This is a genomic window from Bradyrhizobium sp. USDA 4461, assembly GCF_054055655.1.
On sequence record NZ_JBSRXM010000001.1, the window covers coordinates 1,117,919 to 1,133,988 of the forward strand.

The window sequence follows — 16,070 nt, forward strand, 5'->3', positions numbered from 1 at the left end:
CCGATGGCAGGTGAAGTCTTTCTGAGGGAACATCGTTAGCGAGTCGTTGCCGTAGCCGATCGGCTACCGGGATTCACAATAAGAAACAATGCGCTAGGTAAGAACTGCCGGTCGCCCAAAGGTTCCTCGGGGCAGCCCTGCATGACTCACGACAACAGCGGCGACCAGGCCGGGTCGGAGGCGAATCCCGGGGTCGGCACCCGCAATTCGTTGCGCCCGGAGACGTCGATGGTGAACAGCGACGGGCCGCTGTTGCCGCCGGGATCGCGGAAGAACATCACGACGCGCCCGTTCGGCGCAAAGGTCGGGCCTTCATTGTGGAAGCCCGAGGTCAGGATGCGCTCGCCGGAGCCGTCCGGCTTCATGATGCCGATCGCGAACTGCCCGCCGCCCTGCTTGGTGAACGCGATGTAGTCGCCGCGCGGCGACCACACCGGCGTCGAATAGGTGCCGTCGCCGAACGAGATGCGCTGCGCGGCGCCGCCGGTTGCCGGCATCACGTAGATCTGCGGCTTGCCGCCGCGGTCGGATTCGAAGCAGAGCCGCGTGCCGTCAGGCGCGTAGGACGGCGAGGTGTCGATCGCCGGCGTGTCGGTCAGCCGCGTCATCGACTTCGAGCGCAGATCCATCACGAACAGATTGGAGTTGCCGCCCTGCTGCAGGCTCATGATGACGCGCTGGCCATCGGGCGAGAAGCGCGGCGAGAACGACATGCCGGGGAAGTTGCCGACGATCTCGCGCTGGCCGGTCTCGATGTTGAGCAGATAGACGCGCGGGTCGCCCTGCCCGAACTCCATATAGGTGATTTCCTGGGTCGACGGCGAGAAGCGCGGCGTCAGCACGAGGTCCGAGCCGCGGGTCAGATAGCGCACATTGGCGCCGTCCTGGTCCATCAGTGCGAGGCGCTTGACGCGGCGGTCCGCGGAGCCGCTCTCGTCGACGAACACGACGCGGGTATCGAAATAGCCCTTCTCGCCGGTCATGCGCTCGTAGATCTGGTCGGAGATGATGTGGGCGATGCGCCGCCAGTATTCGGCCGAGGTGTCGTAGGACTGGCCGGCGAGCTGCTGCCCCGTGCCGACGTCCCAGAGCCGGAATTCCGCCTTCACCCGGCCGTTGCCCTGCCGGGTCATGCGCCCGACCACGAGCGCCTGCGCCTTGATGCTGGCCCAGTTGTTCAGGTTCGGCGGCGCGTCGATGTTGACCTGCTTTTCGAGATAGGCCGACTGATCGATCGGCGCAAACAAGCCGCTGCGCTTCAGATTGTTGGTGATGACCTGCGCGACGCCGACGCCGACTTCGGTGTCGCCGGGCGTGCCGGCCGAAAAATTCGGGATCGCGATCGGCACCGGCGCGAACTCGCCGCCCGGGACCGGAATCTGTTTGCGCCCGCCTTCCTGTCCGAAGGCTTGACGGAGCGGCGCCGCCGCGAGCGCACCAAGCGCGGCCATGCCGGAAATCATCTGTCGTCGATCGAGGCGAAACATCATTGCACGCAAATCATTGTTATCGGTCATTGTCGGTGGACTTTGTCTGCTATTGGCCAAAGCGTCGCGTCTGATCTCAAGTATTATTCTCTTTGAACACCGGTGCGAATGCCTTCCATTCGTCGAACCAGCCCGCGGGCAGGTTGTAGGGCTGGCATGCGATGATCGCGCGCAAGGCGCTCTCCTGATAGACGCGCATGTAGGGCGTGCTCGGCGAGCCTTCCGCGACCGGCATGCGCGCCAGCGTGCCGTCGCGCTTCAGATCGACGTCGATCACCACCTGGGTCCGCTGCTCCTCGATGCTGCCGTAGGGCTTGTTCTTCCAGCACCGTTCGACCTGCTGCCGGAACATCGCGCCCCAGGTCGCGGAGTTGTCCGCAGCCTTGCCCTTCGCCGTGCCGAGCGCGGCGTTGGCATTGAGCGCATCGCCGGTCGCCGCGGCGCGCGTCGGGTCGCGCTTGTCGAGCAGCGCTGCGATCTTGCTCTGGTCGAACACGCGATCCTTCGGCTTCTGCTCCGGCGGCGGCTTGGCGGCCTGCTGAACCGGCTTCGGCGGCGGCTTCTTCTCTTCCTTCTTGATCGCTTCCGCGATCGGGTCGGGCTTCTCCGGATCGGGCTTCTTCTCGACCGGCTTCGGCTCTTCCTTCGGCTTGTTCTCGACCTTCTTCGGCGGATCCGGCTTCTTGTCTTCCGGCTTCTCCACCTTCGGTGTCGGCTGCGGCGCGGTTTCGGTCACGACCGGCGGTTTCTTTTCCTCGACCTTGCCGACCATGTCGTCGACCGGCTTGGCCTCGGCGACCTTGTCGACCAGCGGCTTGGGATTCTCCTTCTTGCCGTCCTTCTGGCCGGACATCACATGCGAGAGCTGGTCGGAGGAGATCACGTCGACGGCGACCGATTCCTCTTCCGGCATCACATACGCCCGGGTCGAAAACGACACGAGGCCCCACCCGATCACGAGGACGTGCAGGACAATCGATGCCGCCAGAGTCTTGTCGACCTTGACCTTCAAATCAGGCTTCCCCGTGCCTCTTGCCGCACATGGTCGTTAGCCACCCTCCGGGATGATGACGATATTCGCCTTGAATCCCGCGGCCCGGACCTCGCCGAGCAATTTCATCATATCCGTGTAACAGACGTCCTTGTCGCCACGCAGGTAGACCACTTTTTCGGCATCCGAGCGTGCGTCGCCGATCGCCTTGATCTTGGCCGGGAAATCGGCGGCCGTGACCGGCGCGTCGCCCAGATAGAGCTCGACATTCGAGTTGCAGCCGCCGCCGGTGCGCTTGACCGACAATGTCAGCGGGGGCTGGTTCGACGAGATCGACTTGCCGCCGCTCGCGACCGGCAGGTCGATGTCGATGTTCGACGTCATCAGCGGCGCCGCGACCATGAAGATGATCAAGAGCACCAGCATCACGTCGACCATCGGCGTGACGTTGATCTCGGCCATGACCGGCTTGCGCCCGCGGCGGCGTCTGCCACCACCGCCGGACCCTGCCATGCTCATCGCCATGATCGTGCGCTCACAAGAGTGATCATCGTGACCATCATTGATCTCAGCCCCGCTCGTCGATCTGACGCGACAGGATGGCGGAGAACTCGTCGGCGAACCCCTCCAGGCGGGCGGCCTGCCGGTTCACCTCCGAGGTGAACTTATTGTAGAAAATAGTCGCCGGAATTGCGGCAATCAGGCCGATTGCGGTGGCAAACAGCGCTTCCGCGATGCCGGGCGCCACCACCGCCAAGGAGGTGTTTTTCGAGGCCGCGATCGACTGGAAGCTCGACATGATGCCCCAGACGGTGCCGAACAGGCCGACAAAGGGGCCGGCCGAGCCGACAGTCGCCAGCACCAGGAGCCGGCGTTCCAGCCGCTCCACCTCCCGGGCGATCGAGACGTTCATGACCTTCTCGATTCGGGCCTGCAGGCCGGCAAAGGACCTCGATTGGCTCTCGAAGGAGCGCTTCCACTCCCGCATCGCCGCCACGAAACAGGCCGCCATCGACTGGGTCGGCTTGGCCGAGAGCGCCCGGTAGAGTTCCTCGATCGACTGGCCGGACCAGAAGGCCTGCTCGAACTTGTCCATTGCCCGCTTGGTGCGGGCGTACAGCAGGACCTTGTCGATCGCGATCGCCCAGACCCAGACCGAGCAGGACAGAAGTCCCAGCATCACGCATTTGACGACCCAATGAGCCTGCCAAAACAACGCGATGAGCGACACATCGCTCGATGCCAGTGGCAGACTAGATTGAGCCACGTCGGCGGGATTCATCGGCAATATCCTCTCAACGCAAGTGTCCCAATTCGGCGGGCCGCCAATCGGCATCCCTTCCACGGCCGCGCCCCGCGCGGCAAAACTGCGCGAGAGCCTCTTACATCTGTCGCATGGGGGGCCCGTCCAAAGCCGGGCCCTGCTTCCCCTGCCAACATGTCAAAACGAGGGCTTTTCACGCGGCATTCCGACCCTAACCAAACGCTAATCATGGTTAAGGCGAGGTTACCAAAGGGAAATTTGAAGGCGGGAAATGCCGCCGGCGGAGCCGGTTGGCGGGTTCCGGAGATGAATGGGATGCCGCCGGAGGGAGGGTAGCGGACGGCTCCTCCCGCGCGTCGTCCTGGCGAAAGCCAGGACCCATAACCACCACGTTCGGTGATGAACGGGATCGCGGCCCCAGCGTCGTGCAACAATGCGCATTCGGGGTAATGGGTCCTGGCTTTCGCCAGGACGACAATGAGGATGGGATACAGCTTCGCGTTCTCGCGACATGATTTGTCCGAGTCTTGCTTCTCGTTCCGCCCTCTCCGTTGGTGAGGGCGCAGGGAAAGCCGGGTGCCGATCGCACCCATGGGCCCCGTGCAATGGGTAGAAAGCACGGGGGTAGGACCACAGGTGTAACCGGAGCAATCCGGCTTTCCCTGCGCGATGGGTTACGGCTTATACGTGCTCTCCCCGGCGAGACTTGGCTTTGTTGTCACCGTCTTCACAACGCGCATTTGCGCAATCGGAAGAGACACCTACCGCTAGGGCGTCAGGCCTGCACGACTTCGCCGTCCGCCTCATGCGCACTCGTCAGTTGCGCAATCAGCGTCCACCGCATCTCGACCCGCGTTCGTGACGACCGCGAAGCGCCCCTCGATCGGGCGAGACTTCGGATTTATAGCACTGAGTCGCGCTTCGGATAAAGCGAAATATTTTCGCTGCGGGGGCTTGCGCCGTCGGGCAAATCAGATGTATGGGCCGCCCCTCCATCCCCGTCATTCCGGGGCTCGCGAAGCGAGAACCCGGAATCCATTGAGCCACATCAAGCGAGGAGAAATGGATTCCGGGTTCGCGCCAAGGGGCGCGCCCCGGAATGACGGGTGAAGGATTTTCGACTCACGTCAGATGCCGCACGATCGCGAGCCCGGCGAACAATCCCGCGATCGACAGCGCCACCGAGCCCACGACGTACAGCGCGGCAAGGCCGAGCTCGCCGCGCTCGTAGAGCAGCGCGGCGTCGAGCGAGAACGCGGAGAAGGTGGTGTAGCCGCCGAGGATGCCGGTCATCAAAAACAGCCGCCAGGGCTGCGAGGCCTCGCCCTTGAAGGCGAGATAGCCGGCGATCAGGCCCATCACGGTCGAGCCCGTGATGTTGATGATGAAGGTGCCGTAGGGAAACGCCGTGCCGATGCAGCGCGCGCAGGTGACGTTGATCAGGTGGCGCAGCGTCGCGCCGAGACCGCCGCCGAAGAAGACGAGGAGATAGCTTGCCAGTTGCCCCATGCGGGCTTTGTGCCGCATGGCGGCCGTTGTCGCAAGGAAACAAAAAGGGCGGCAATTGATGCTGCCGCCCGTCTCAAAAACTCTCGTTTGTCATTCCGGGGCGGTCCGCAGGACCGAACCCGGAATCCATTCATCCACCGAACCCGCGGCTCGATGGATTCCGGGCTCGACGCTGCGCGTCGCCCCGGAATGACGGCCACTATGCTCAGCCGGCCTTGCCGAACAGCTCGTCGACGTAGTCCCAGTTGACGAGGCTGTCGACGAACGCCTTCAGATAGTCCGGGCGGCGGTTGCGGTAGTCGATGTAGTAGGAGTGCTCCCAGACGTCGACGCCGAGGATCGGCACCGCGCCGTGAACCAGCGGGTTCTCGCCGTTCGGGGTCTTGGCGATCTCGAGCTTGCCGCCCTTGACTTGCAGCCAGGCCCAGCCGGAGCCGAACTGGCCGACGCCGGCGGCGGCGAAGTCGGCCTTGAACTTCTCGAAGCCGCCGAGGTCCTCGTTGATCTTCTTTTCCAGCCGGCCGGGCAGCTTGCTGCCGCCGCCATTCGGTTTCATCCACTTCCAGAAGTGGATGTGGTTGTAGTGCTGACCGGCATTGTTGAAGACGGCCGCGTTCTTGCCGAACGAGCCCTTCACGATCTCCTCGAGGGACTTGCCTTCGAATTCGGTCCCCTTGATCGCGTTGTTGCCGTTGGTGACGTAGGCCTGGTGATGCTTGTCGTGGTGAAACTCCAGCGTTTCCTTGGACATGTAGGGCGCAAGGGCGTCGTGGGCGTAGGGCAGATCGGGTAGCGTGAAGGTCATGGGGTAATGTCCAACAGAGGGTGGGAGACTACACTTAACGGGTCCCCCTTATAGAAGGTTCCACGACGGAGAAACACCGCATTTTCAGATCGTGTATGACAGATCGGCACGGCCCGAAGCAGACCCAAGGCGACACCCAGGACGGCGACGATGAGCATCGAAATCGACATTCTCAACGGAGCTGCGTCATGGCAGCGCGCCGAGCCGCTGCTTCGGGCGGTCTGGAGCCCTGAGGTCATGGCGAACAAGGGCTGGGCCGGTATCAAATGGGCTCACGCGGATTTGCGCGTGCTGCTCGACGCACCCGATGACGGCGGGTTGGCCTGCCATGTCGGTATCTATTTCCGGACCATCACCTGGAATGGCCACAAGGTGCATGTCGGCGGCATCGGCGGAGTCTCGACCCGCGAGGACTGCCGACGCCGCGGCTATGCGTCACTCGCGCTCGACGCCGCCGTGCACACGATTCGTGCCAATGATGCGGTGAAATTTGCAATCTTATTCTGCGAACCGCACAATTTCGCATTCTACCAGGCGCGCGGCTGGCATCCCTTCACCGGCGAGATCATGTGCGAACAGCCGTCGGGACAGGTCCGCTTCGAGGCGATGGCGCCGTTCGTCAACGACATCGTCCGCGCGCCGCGCCAGGGCAAGATCGACCTATGCGGCCTGCCGTGGTGACCCCTGCGCGAGCGCGGGTGGCGAGGGGCAGCTCAACCTCGTAACATGTTGACCATCATTTCTTGAACGAGCCTGGTCCACCGGCGTCGAATTGCAGTGCGCCCCTTTCCCGCTTGCGAAGTGAGCCGTGAACGCATGACCATCGAAGCCTCGATCGAGGACGCCAACCCCACCGCGGCTGCGCCCGCCACGCCGATCAACGACCTTCTCACGGCGCCGATCCTGCCGACGCTGCTCAGGCTCGCCCTCCCCAACACCATCGCGATGTTCGGTTCGACGCTGGTTGCGGTCGCCGAAACCTCCTATATCGGCCGGCTCGGCACCGAGCCGCTGGCCGGTATCGCGCTGGTGTTTCCGTTCGCGATGCTGACGCAGATGATGTCGGCCGGTGCGATGGGGGGCGGCGTCTCGTCGGCGATCAGCCGCGCGCTCGGCGCCGGCGACCGCGACCGTGCCGCCGACCTCGCGCTGCATGCGGCGATCATCGGGGCCTGCGCCGGATTGTTCTTCACCGTGATGATGCTGGGCTTCGGCCGCGATTTCTATGCGCTGCTTGGTGGTCGCGGCGGCGTGCTCGAGCAGTCGATGCGCTACTCGCAGGTGCTGTTCTCCGGCGCGACCTCGATCTGGCTGGTCAACACGCTCGCCTCCGTGGTGCGTGGCACCGGCGACATGCGGATTCCCTCGATGACGCTGATCACGACGTCGCTGATCCAGATCGCGGTCGGCGGTGTGCTCGGTCTCGGCCTGTTCGGTATGCCAGGCCTAGGCATGCGCGGCGTCGCCGCGGGCCAGCTCACGGCCTTCACATGCGGTGCGATCTTCCTCGCCTGGTATCTCGCCTCCGGCCGCAGCCGGCTGAAGCTCGACTTCGCGGCGTTCAGCTTCCAGCGCGCGATGTTCCTGGACATCCTGAAGGTCGGCGCGATCTCCTGTCTGTCGCCGTTGCAGAGCGTGCTGACCATCCTGATCTTCACCAAGATCCTGGCCGGCTTCGGCACCGAGACCCTGGCCGGATATGGCATGGGCTCGCGGCTGGAATTCCTGCTGATCCCGATCGCATTCGCGGTCGGCGTCGCCTCGGTGCCGATGGTCGGCATGGCGATTGGTGCCGGACTGGTGACGCGGGCGCGCAAGGTGGCGTGGACTGCGGGCACAGTCGCCGGACTTGTCGTCGGGCTGGTCGGACTTGTGGTCGCACTGAAGCCGACGCTGTGGATTGCGCTGTTCACCACCGATCCCGGCGTGACTGCGGCCGCCTCGTCCTATTTCGCGCTGGCGGGTCCGGCCTTCGGCTTCTTCGGTGTCGGCGTCTGCCTGTATTTTTCCTCGCAGGGCGCGGCCAAGGTCGGCGGACCGGTGCTGGCCGGCACCATCCGCCTGCTGCTGGTCGGCATCGGGGGCTGGTGGCTCGCCTCCGTGAGCGCACCGGCCTGGACGCTGTTTGCGCTGGTTGGCGCTGCGATGGTGGCATTCGGTCTCGCCACCATCATCTCGATCCGGTTGACCCGCTGGGGATAAGCACCGCCACGCGCGTTGCCTGAGCATGACCGCCGCCGAAACAGGCAACAAAATTTTTCCGGGTACCGTGCGCCTGATCGCGCGAATATGACATTGCAGAAATCTTTCGACTTGTTATGCAGGCCAACCTCTAGGGAACAGCCATGGCCTGCAAACTCGGATTCGTGATCGCCATCATCGCGACGGCACTCGCCGCGCCCGCCGCGCAGGCGCAGGGCGCGCCCGAGCCTGTCGGCGTCTGGCAGACCCAGGCGGGCGATGCCCGCGTCAAGATCAGCAAATGCGGCGGCGGCATCTGCGGCGTGGTGGTGAGCCTGCGCGAGCCGATCGATCCGATGACCGGCAAGCCGCAGGTCGACAACAAGAATCCCAATCCCTCGCTGGCCAACCGGCCGATCATCGGGCTGCCGCTGTTCTCCGGCATGCAGCCCGCGGCCGCGGGCAAATGGTCGGGCCATATCTACAATGCCGACGACGGCGGCACCTATGCGAGCAGCATCTCGGTGACCGGCGAGAGCACGCTGCGCGTCGAAGGCTGCGTCGGCGCGCTGTGCGGCGGCGAGACCTGGACGCGGGTCGGGAAATAATCTCTGACCGAACTCTGACAGCAAAGCGACTGCGTCCCCTCTCCCGCGAATCTACGCCACGCGCGCCTTCAGCACGGTCGCGGCCGAGGCGTAGCCGCCGCGTGCGCCGTCGATGAAGTGGACGTGGTCGGCGCGCATCACCGACGGGGTGAAGCAGGTCATCATCGCCGCATCCTGCTCGTGCAGGCCGTAGCGCACCACGCCCTGCGCGGCGGCGGCGACCAGCCGCTGCTCGAGCTCGGCGGCAAGCTCCGGCGTGCAATCCAGGATCATGCGCAGGCCGTCGTCGAATTTGCGGAAGTCGGAGTTCTCGACCAGTTGCCGCACGTAGTTTTTCGGCACGAACTTGCCGACCGGGATATTGAAGCGCATCAGCGTGTAGGCCCACAGCGCAAACGCGAGCACCGTGGCACGGCGCAGCGCGAGCGAGCCTCCGCGCCGCGCCCGCGCCTCGTACTCCATCCCCTGCGGCGGCCAGCGCAGCGGCGGGCCGCCCGGCGGCACCGGCCGGCCGGCATCGGGGCTTCTCTCGATGCGGACGACGATGTCCTCGATCACCTTGCGGAAGGCTGCGGGATCGGCGTCCTTCGCCGGCAGCACCAGCACCGAGAGGATGACGCCGCGCGCGGACGGCATCACCTCGAAGCGGCAGGACAGGCCCGACAGATCGGGCTGCGTGCCCGGCGGCGCCGGATCGACCGCGAACTCGCCGCGCTTCATCGCGGCGTCGGCATAGGCGAGACCGCCGCCGGAGAACATCGCGTAGGACAGATTGGCCGACGGCCCGAACCGCGCGACGCGGACATCGGCGCCCGCGGCGCGGATCGCGGCCACCGGCACCAGCGCCACCCGCAGCACCAGATCGAGATCGTCGCGAACCCAGCGCGCGGTCGCCGCCAGCGCCTCTCGCGCTTTGTCGAGATCGGCAGGAGAGACCGCGAAGCTTGCGCCATCACCGCCGAACACGAAGGGGAATTCGCGGCCATCGAGCGCATTGGTGACGGAAGCGACCACCGCGGCACCGGCCATGTTGACCGCCTTGTAGCGCTGCGCCGCGATCGCCTTGGTGGACTCCACAATATCGGCGACGCCGACCGTCCAGTCATCGGGCAATGGCGCATACAGCGCCGGATCCATCAGCCGCGCGAAGCCGCGAAACACCGGAATGCCGCCGTAGAAGATCTCGCTGCCGCCAGCCATCGCAACGCCGTGTTGTTTCCTTGCCCAGAGCAGACTCTGTAGCAGATACGCGACAGTTTTAGATCGGGTTTTGCAGCGAAGCCCGCGCCCTCTGTTCACCGTCACCCTGAGAGCTTGTGACGGATTCGGCTCCTGCGGAGTTTTTGGCGGCTGTTCGTCGCAGCAATTGGCAGGTTTGAGTTCGAGTTCGGCGATGACCCGTTGTTTAGGCTCTGGAGAGGCGGTTGCCTTGCAGGATGTTGTTGACGAGGGCGTACCAGAGCACGACGGCACGGACCTTTTCGATGCCGCGCACGGTCAATTGCCGCAGGTCCCAATTGCGCCAGCGGGCATGGATGCACTCGCAGATCGACCGGGACCTGTATCGGGCCTTGCCCTCTTCGCTCGCCATTCGCGCACGCCAGGCCAACACCCCCGGACCGTCGCCGCGCCGCGGTAGATAGGGATCGGTACCGTGCTTGGATTGAGTGGGCGGACAAAAGATATCGATGCCCTCGGCATAGGCCCATTCGATGTCCTCGGCACTGCCAAAGCCGCCATCGACGAGATGGTCCTTGGGCAACCCTCCGGGCCGCGCACGCTGCCGCTCCAGCATGGGGCGCATCAGGCCGCGATCGGATCCGATGTTGCAAATTCTGGTGTCGACGACGATCTGCTCGCCGGCCACGCTCGTCACCTGCACGTTGTAGGCGGGGCGGAAGCCGCCGTTCGCCATCTTCATGACCCGTGCATAGGCGTCCGTCGTGGAGGCCCGCGGCTCCTTCGGCGTCTTGCCGTTGCCGCGACTTTCTTCGCGCTCCTTGCGCTGCTGCTTGATCTCGGCGAGCGCCGTCTGCGCCGCCTTCACCCGCGCGCTGCGTTCCCGCGCGGCCCGCTCCTTGGCTGCCCGGGCACGCTTATTGCTGGCGTCCGAGCGTGTGTCGACCTCGCGCTTGAGGTCTTCCACCACGGCCTCAGCCTGCGCCAAATGCTTATCCAGCGTCGCCTCGCGCCGGAACGAGGCGGCCCCGGCGCTGGCCCGGACCCGCATGCCATCCTGCGCCAAGGTCTCCAGATCGACGAGACCGGCCTTTGCCAACGCTGCCAGATGCTCACTGAGCAGTCGGTCAAGCAGATCGGCGTTGCCGACCCGGAAGTCCGCCAGCAGGTGATAGTTCACCGACACCCCGCCGCACAGCCAGCGATAGGCATCGTGGCTCTCGCACAGCCGCTCCAACGCCCGCGCGCTGCCAACGCCTTCGCTGGCGGCATAGAGCCACAGCGCCAGCAAAAGCCGGGGCGAGGTCGCGGGGTGACCGGGACGATCGCCGCGAGCCTTGATCCGGTCCTCCAACTCACTCAGATCAAGCTCTTCGACATAAGACCAGATCAGCCGCACCGGATGGTCTTCCCCGATCAGGCTCTCAATATCAACCGCTCGCAGCGCAATCTGGTCGCGCTGGGGCTCACGCAGCCGCGGAGCGCCGGGCAAGCCCGCTTCGACTGGTGGCTTCGCCTGCTCCGGCAGGTCCCCAAACAACTCATCGGCAGCCAACATCACCTCCCGCGAATCCATCATCGCCAGAGAATCACACCGCGCCGGCTTTCGGCTATAATGCTCGCTGAAACCCCAAAAAAATCACACCCTCTGAGGAGCGCGCCTAGGCGCGCGTCTCGAAGGGTCGACGGCCCGACTGCCCCACGAACGGACGGTGCCCCGTGAAGATATCCGGGGCCGGTTCATCCTTCGAGACGCGCTTCGCGCTCCTCCAGCGACAAAGGCGAAGCCTTTGCGCGGGGATGACGGAGATGGAGAGATGCGGCGACCTCACGCCGCCTCGCCGGCCCGTCGCCACGGCGGAAACGGATCGCGCAATCCTGCCCAGGCCTGCGGGTCCATGCCCGGTTTGCCGCTGACGAGGCAGGCGTCGAGACGACGGCGAATGTCGTCCTCGTTCATCCCGGAGCCGATGAAGACCAGCTCCTGGCGCCGATCGCCATAGAGCTCGTTCCAGCTTCGCTGCATCATCAGCTTCCAGTCCGGATGATCCGGCCAGCGCTCGCGCGGGATCGCCGCCCACCAGGAGCCGAGGCCTTCGGTGCGGACGATGGCGCCGGCCTGGCTCAGCTCGCCGCACCAGTCCGGGCGCGTCGCGATCCAGAAATGGCCCTTGGCGCGGATCACCCCGCCCCAGCTCTCGCGCAGGAAGCTGTGGAAGCGCACCGGATCGAACGGGCGCCGCGCGCGATAGACGAAGCTCGTGACGCCGTATTGCTCCGTCTCCGGCACATGCTCGGCAAAGCCGTACAGCTCCTTGTGCCAGAGCGGATGCTGCTGCGCGCGCTCATAGGCGAAGCGGCCGGTATCGAGCACGCGGTCGAACGGCACCTGCGCGAAATTCGCCTCGACGAGGTCGGCCTCGGGATTGAGCGCGCGCACGATGGTGCGGGCGGCTTCGCGCTGCGCAGGCGTCGCGGCGTCGATCTTGTTCAGCACGACAACGTCGGCGAACTCGATCTGCTCGACCAGAAGGTCGACCAGCGTGCGCCGGTCGCCATCGAGCGCCTCGCCGCGCTGGCTGAGGAAATCGGTCGAGGCGTAGTCCTTCAGCAGATTGGCGGCGTCGACCACCGTGACCATGGTGTCGAGCCGCGCGACGTCGGACAGGCTCTCGCCGTCTTGATCGCGAAACTCGAAGGTCGCGGCGACCGGCAGCGGCTCGGAGATCCCGGTCGATTCGATCAGCAGATAGTCGAAGCGGCCGCTCTCGGCGAGCGCGCGCACCTCCTTCAGGAGATCGTCGCGCAGGGTGCAGCAGATGCAGCCATTGCTCATCTCGACCAGCTTCTCGTCAGTCCGCGACAGGTTCGCACCGCCATCGCGCACGAGGTCGGCGTCGATGTTCACCTCGCTCATGTCGTTCACAATTACCGCAACCTTCAGGCCGTGGCGGTTGTTCAGGACGTGGTTCAGCAAAGTGGTCTTTCCAGCCCCGAGGAAGCCGGACAAGATGGTGACGGGGAGTTTTTGCATCGAGATCAAACAGTTGCTGGAGGGATGGACGGCGGCGGGACATGCGGCATTCGCTTAATGTAATGTTATAACATAACATCAACAGCCGTAGCGCTTGTCAAGCGCCGAAGTGCGGCGCGCGATCAGCTTTGCCGTTGTCACAGATGCGTAGCCCGGATGGAGCGCAGCGCAATCCGGGGCCGCACGATCCGCCGATCGACCCGGATTGCGCTTCGCTCCATCCGGGCTACGGTTGCCCCTACTTCGCCAATCCGCGCAGCACGAGCTGGTTGATACGACCGGCGAACGCGGCGGGATCGTCGGGCATCTCGCCGTCGAGGATCTGCGCCTGCTCGAACAGCAGCAGCGACAGGTCCCTGGCCTGCGCGGTGTCGGTCGCGAGCGCCGCGACCAGCGGATGCCGCAGGTTGATCTCCAGCACCGGCTTGGTGATCGCGCCGCGATTCTGCTGGGCCAGCAGCCGCTCCAGCGCGCGGTCGCGTGCGTCGCCGCCGGCGACGAGGCACGATGCGCTCGCGGTCAGCCGCTGCGAGGCGCGGACATCGGATACGCGCTCGCCGAGCGCATCCTTGATCACCGCGATGGTGGTTGCGGCATCGGCCTCGGGCTGGTCCTTTTTCTCATCGGCCTTGTCGTCGACGAGCGGGATCAGGCCGAAGTCGATATCGCCCTGGCTCAGCGACTTCAGCGGCTTGCCGCCGAAATCGATCGGCGCCGAGGTCCAGAACGCATCGACCGGATCGGTCAGGAGCAGCACCTCGATGCCGCGGGCGCGCGCCGATTCCAGCTTCGGGTTCGACTTCAGCCGCTCGATGCTGTCGCCGACCAGATAGTAGATCTCGGTCTGGTTCGGCTTGAAGTCGTCGACAATTTGCTTCAGCGAGCGGTTCTCGCCCGAGGTCGTGGTGAAGCGCGCCAGCGCCAGCAGCTTCTCGCGGCGCTCGAAGTCTTCCCACAGTCCTTCCTTGATGACCGGGCCGAACGCGTCCCAGATCTTTGCAAACGTCTCCGGCTCCTTTTCGCCGAGCGTCTCGAGCTCGCCGACGACGCGACCGGTGACCGCTTTGCGGATCTGCGCGAGCTGCGGATTGTTCTGCAACATCTCGCGCGAGATGTTGAGCGGCAGGTCCTCGCTGTCGATCACGCCGCGGATGAAGCGCAAATAGGCCGGCAGCAGCTCGGCGTCGTCGGCGATGAAGACGCGGCGGACATAGAGCTTGACCTTGCCCTTGCGCTCGACCTGGAACAGGTCGAACGGCTTCTGCGACGGCGCGAACAGCAGCACGGCATAGGACTGCCGGCCCTCGGCGCGGTAATGCAGCGTCATCGCCGGCTCGTCGAAGGCGCCCGCGATCTGTTTGTAGGCCTGCGCATAGTCTTCCGGCTTGAGCTCGGATTTCGAGCGCTGCCACAGCGCGCTCGCCGAGTTGATCTGGCGCGGCTCGCCCTCCTCCGGCACCAGCAGGATCGGGAACTGGATGTTGTCGGAATATTCGCGGACGATGCGCTCGATCTCGTAAGCCTCGAGATATTTGGCGGCGTCCTTTTTCAGATGCAGCACGATCTCGGTGCCGCGCGCGACCCGCTTGGCCGCTTCCTCGCTGGCGGGGGCGATCTCGAACCCGCTGCCGCCTTCCGACGACCACACCCACACCTCATCGGAGCCGGCGCGGCGGCTGGTCACGACGATCTTCTCGGCGACCATGAACGCGGCATAGAAGCCGACGCCGAACTGGCCGATCAGATTGGCGCCGTCCTTGGCTTCGGTCAGCTTCGACAGGAACGATTTGGTGCCGGAGCGCGCGATGGTGCCGAGATTGTCGATCAGCTCGGTCCGATCCATGCCGATGCCGGTATCGACCACGGAGAGCGTGTTGGCCGTCTTGTTCGGAATGATCCGGATCTCCGGCGGCGTGCCGTCGGTGATCAGGCCGGGATTGGCGATCGCCTCGTAGCGCAGCTTGTCGCAGGCATCCGACGCGTTCGAGATCAATTCGCGCAGGAAGATATCGGTCTCGGAATAGACCGAATGCACCATCAGGTGCAGCAATTCGGCAACCTCGGCCTGGAACGGCTGGGATTCGGCGGCGGCAGTGCTGGTCATGCGGAAACTCGGACAAACCTCGGGTGGCGGGAAAGCCCTGATATAGCGCGATCATGCCGGCTGGCAAGCCGAGCGCGGGGAACCGTCAGTCCGAGATCGCGGCGATATAGCGCTCGACCGAACGGTCGAACGCCGCCTTGGCATCGGCAGCGATGTTCTTGCCCCACCAGGCGCCGTAGATCCGATCATACGCCAGCGGTTCGACCGCCCGCGCGATGCGGCGGACCGCCGACGCATTGAGCGGGATGTAGTTCGGATAGGAATACATGAAGCTGACCGAGCGGCGGTCCATCGCGACCATCGCGATATCGCCGGTGAGCAGCGCACCGCGCCCGTCGGCGCCGTTGCGCCAATGCAGCATGGTGGCGCCGGCGAAGTGTCCGCCGGCGCGCAGCAGCACAATATCGTCGGAGACGCGGTGGCTGTCGCCCTGCCACGGCACGATCGACCGATAGGGCCGCATCACCCATTGCGCGTCGTCGCCGTGCAGATAGACCGGCGCGTCGTCGAACGCCGCGCTCCAGTCGGCGACCGCGCCATAATAATGCGGATGCGAGATCGCGATCGCCTTCAGGCCGCCGAGCGATTTGACATGCGCGATCGCCTCGGCCGTGGCCAGCGGCACGCAGTCCCACATCACGCAGCCGCCGCGATCCGGCACCAGCAGCGCGCGCTGCCCGATCGCAAAGGACGGCTCGAGCGCCAGTCCAACGAGGCCGAGATCGTCGCGCCAGGCCAGCTTGTGCCGCTGCGCGAGCTCCTCGCGGGTCAGCCACGTCTGCCCTTTCCAGTTCACATATTGCCGCTCGTCTTCGCAGATCGGGCAAGCCGGCGGCGGCGCCGCGGTTTCGGGAAACTGCGCGCCGCATTGTTCGCAGGTCCAGAGGGGCATGGTCGATCGTCTTTCG

Annotated in this window: 14 protein-coding genes; 3 read left to right on the forward strand and 11 right to left on the reverse strand. The window is 65.1% G+C overall.

Annotated features, from left to right (window positions below):
• Nucleotides 1–146: 146 nt before the first annotated feature.
• The 6 genes from tolB to ACVINW_RS05355 form a co-directional block, all read right to left on the reverse strand.
• Nucleotides 147–1,490: a Tol-Pal system beta propeller repeat protein TolB gene (gene tolB, locus ACVINW_RS05330; protein ID WP_456750332.1), complete on the reverse strand. Its 1,344-nt coding sequence runs from the start codon at nucleotides 1,488–1,490 to the stop codon at nucleotides 147–149.
• 73 nt (nucleotides 1,491–1,563) lie between these two features.
• A complete protein-coding gene (locus ACVINW_RS05335) occupies nucleotides 1,564–2,499 on the reverse strand; it encodes a protein TolA (RefSeq protein WP_456750333.1) in 936 nt (311 codons plus the stop codon).
• Nucleotides 2,500–2,535: 36 nt separating this feature from the next.
• The gene (locus ACVINW_RS05340; protein ID WP_028340645.1) at nucleotides 2,536–3,003 is read right to left on the reverse strand and encodes a biopolymer transporter ExbD; all 468 of its coding nucleotides are present in this window, start codon (nucleotides 3,001–3,003) and stop codon (nucleotides 2,536–2,538) included.
• Nucleotides 3,004–3,046: 43 nt separating this feature from the next.
• On the reverse strand, nucleotides 3,047–3,760 hold the full coding sequence (tolQ, locus tag ACVINW_RS05345) for a protein TolQ (protein ID WP_456750334.1): 714 nt from the start codon (nucleotides 3,758–3,760) through the stop codon (nucleotides 3,047–3,049).
• A gap of 1,104 nt (nucleotides 3,761–4,864) precedes the next feature.
• Entirely contained in the window at nucleotides 4,865–5,251 is a 387-nt protein-coding gene (gene crcB, locus ACVINW_RS05350) for a fluoride efflux transporter CrcB (RefSeq protein ID WP_456756304.1), read from the reverse strand.
• Nucleotides 5,252–5,456: 205 nt separating this feature from the next.
• On the reverse strand, nucleotides 5,457–6,056 hold the full coding sequence (locus tag ACVINW_RS05355; RefSeq protein ID WP_163152911.1) for a superoxide dismutase: 600 nt from the start codon (nucleotides 6,054–6,056) through the stop codon (nucleotides 5,457–5,459).
• A gap of 150 nt (nucleotides 6,057–6,206) precedes the next feature.
• Between ACVINW_RS05355 and ACVINW_RS05360 the strand changes: the two genes are divergently transcribed.
• The 3 genes from ACVINW_RS05360 to ACVINW_RS05370 all read left to right on the forward strand — a co-directional run bounded on the left by ACVINW_RS05360 (nucleotide 6,207) and on the right by ACVINW_RS05370 (nucleotide 8,845).
• Nucleotides 6,207–6,737 (forward strand): GNAT family N-acetyltransferase, encoded by a 531-nt coding sequence (locus ACVINW_RS05360; RefSeq protein ID WP_456750335.1) that lies wholly within the window; start codon nucleotides 6,207–6,209, stop codon nucleotides 6,735–6,737.
• Between the two features lie 135 nt (nucleotides 6,738–6,872).
• Nucleotides 6,873–8,258 (forward strand): MATE family efflux transporter, encoded by a 1,386-nt coding sequence (locus tag ACVINW_RS05365; protein ID WP_456750336.1) that lies wholly within the window; start codon nucleotides 6,873–6,875, stop codon nucleotides 8,256–8,258.
• Between the two features lie 143 nt (nucleotides 8,259–8,401).
• Nucleotides 8,402–8,845, forward strand: coding sequence for a DUF2147 domain-containing protein (locus ACVINW_RS05370; RefSeq protein ID WP_456750337.1), 444 nt, complete (start codon nucleotides 8,402–8,404; stop codon nucleotides 8,843–8,845).
• A 51-nt stretch (nucleotides 8,846–8,896) separates the two neighbouring features.
• On the opposite strand, the gene ACVINW_RS05375 is transcribed toward ACVINW_RS05370, so the two are convergent.
• The 5 genes from ACVINW_RS05375 to ACVINW_RS05395 form a co-directional block, all read right to left on the reverse strand.
• Entirely contained in the window at nucleotides 8,897–10,045 is a 1,149-nt protein-coding gene (locus ACVINW_RS05375) for a DUF3095 domain-containing protein (protein WP_456750338.1), read from the reverse strand.
• Nucleotides 10,046–10,250: 205 nt separating this feature from the next.
• Nucleotides 10,251–11,582, reverse strand: a complete 1,332-nt coding sequence (locus ACVINW_RS05380; RefSeq protein ID WP_456756305.1) for an IS1182 family transposase — start codon at nucleotides 11,580–11,582, stop codon at nucleotides 10,251–10,253.
• Nucleotides 11,583–11,852: 270 nt separating this feature from the next.
• On the reverse strand, nucleotides 11,853–13,058 hold the full coding sequence (gene zigA, locus ACVINW_RS05385; protein WP_456750339.1) for a zinc metallochaperone GTPase ZigA: 1,206 nt from the start codon (nucleotides 13,056–13,058) through the stop codon (nucleotides 11,853–11,855).
• Between the two features lie 238 nt (nucleotides 13,059–13,296).
• The gene (htpG, locus tag ACVINW_RS05390; protein WP_456750340.1) at nucleotides 13,297–15,162 is read right to left on the reverse strand and encodes a molecular chaperone HtpG; all 1,866 of its coding nucleotides are present in this window, start codon (nucleotides 15,160–15,162) and stop codon (nucleotides 13,297–13,299) included.
• A gap of 85 nt (nucleotides 15,163–15,247) precedes the next feature.
• On the reverse strand, nucleotides 15,248–16,054 hold the full coding sequence (locus ACVINW_RS05395) for an MBL fold metallo-hydrolase (RefSeq protein WP_456750341.1): 807 nt from the start codon (nucleotides 16,052–16,054) through the stop codon (nucleotides 15,248–15,250).
• Between the last annotated feature and the right edge of the window lie 16 nt (nucleotides 16,055–16,070).

What these genes read in the sequence shown, in the direction of transcription:
- tolB (WP_456750332.1), bottom strand. Translation starts at nt 1,490, where the DNA reads ATGATGTTTCGCCTCGATCGACGACAGATGATTTCCGGCATGGCCGCG.
- ACVINW_RS05395 (WP_456750341.1), bottom strand. Translation starts at nt 16,054, where the DNA reads ATGCCCCTCTGGACCTGCGAACAATGCGGCGCGCAGTTTCCCGAAACC.
- ACVINW_RS05370 (WP_456750337.1), top strand. Translation starts at nt 8,402, where the DNA reads ATGGCCTGCAAACTCGGATTCGTGATCGCCATCATCGCGACGGCACTC.
- ACVINW_RS05340 (WP_028340645.1), bottom strand. Translation starts at nt 3,003, where the DNA reads ATGGCGATGAGCATGGCAGGGTCCGGCGGTGGTGGCAGACGCCGCCGC.
- ACVINW_RS05365 (WP_456750336.1), top strand. Translation starts at nt 6,873, where the DNA reads ATGACCATCGAAGCCTCGATCGAGGACGCCAACCCCACCGCGGCTGCG.
- ACVINW_RS05355 (WP_163152911.1), bottom strand. Translation starts at nt 6,056, where the DNA reads ATGACCTTCACGCTACCCGATCTGCCCTACGCCCACGACGCCCTTGCG.
- zigA (WP_456750339.1), bottom strand. Translation starts at nt 13,058, where the DNA reads ATGCAAAAACTCCCCGTCACCATCTTGTCCGGCTTCCTCGGGGCTGGA.
- tolQ (WP_456750334.1), bottom strand. Translation starts at nt 3,760, where the DNA reads ATGAATCCCGCCGACGTGGCTCAATCTAGTCTGCCACTGGCATCGAGC.
- ACVINW_RS05380 (WP_456756305.1), bottom strand. Translation starts at nt 11,582, where the DNA reads ATGTTGGCTGCCGATGAGTTGTTTGGGGACCTGCCGGAGCAGGCGAAG.
- ACVINW_RS05375 (WP_456750338.1), bottom strand. Translation starts at nt 10,045, where the DNA reads ATGGCTGGCGGCAGCGAGATCTTCTACGGCGGCATTCCGGTGTTTCGC.
- htpG (WP_456750340.1), bottom strand. Translation starts at nt 15,162, where the DNA reads ATGACCAGCACTGCCGCCGCCGAATCCCAGCCGTTCCAGGCCGAGGTT.
- ACVINW_RS05360 (WP_456750335.1), top strand. Translation starts at nt 6,207, where the DNA reads ATGAGCATCGAAATCGACATTCTCAACGGAGCTGCGTCATGGCAGCGC.
- crcB (WP_456756304.1), bottom strand. Translation starts at nt 5,251, where the DNA reads ATGGGGCAACTGGCAAGCTATCTCCTCGTCTTCTTCGGCGGCGGTCTC.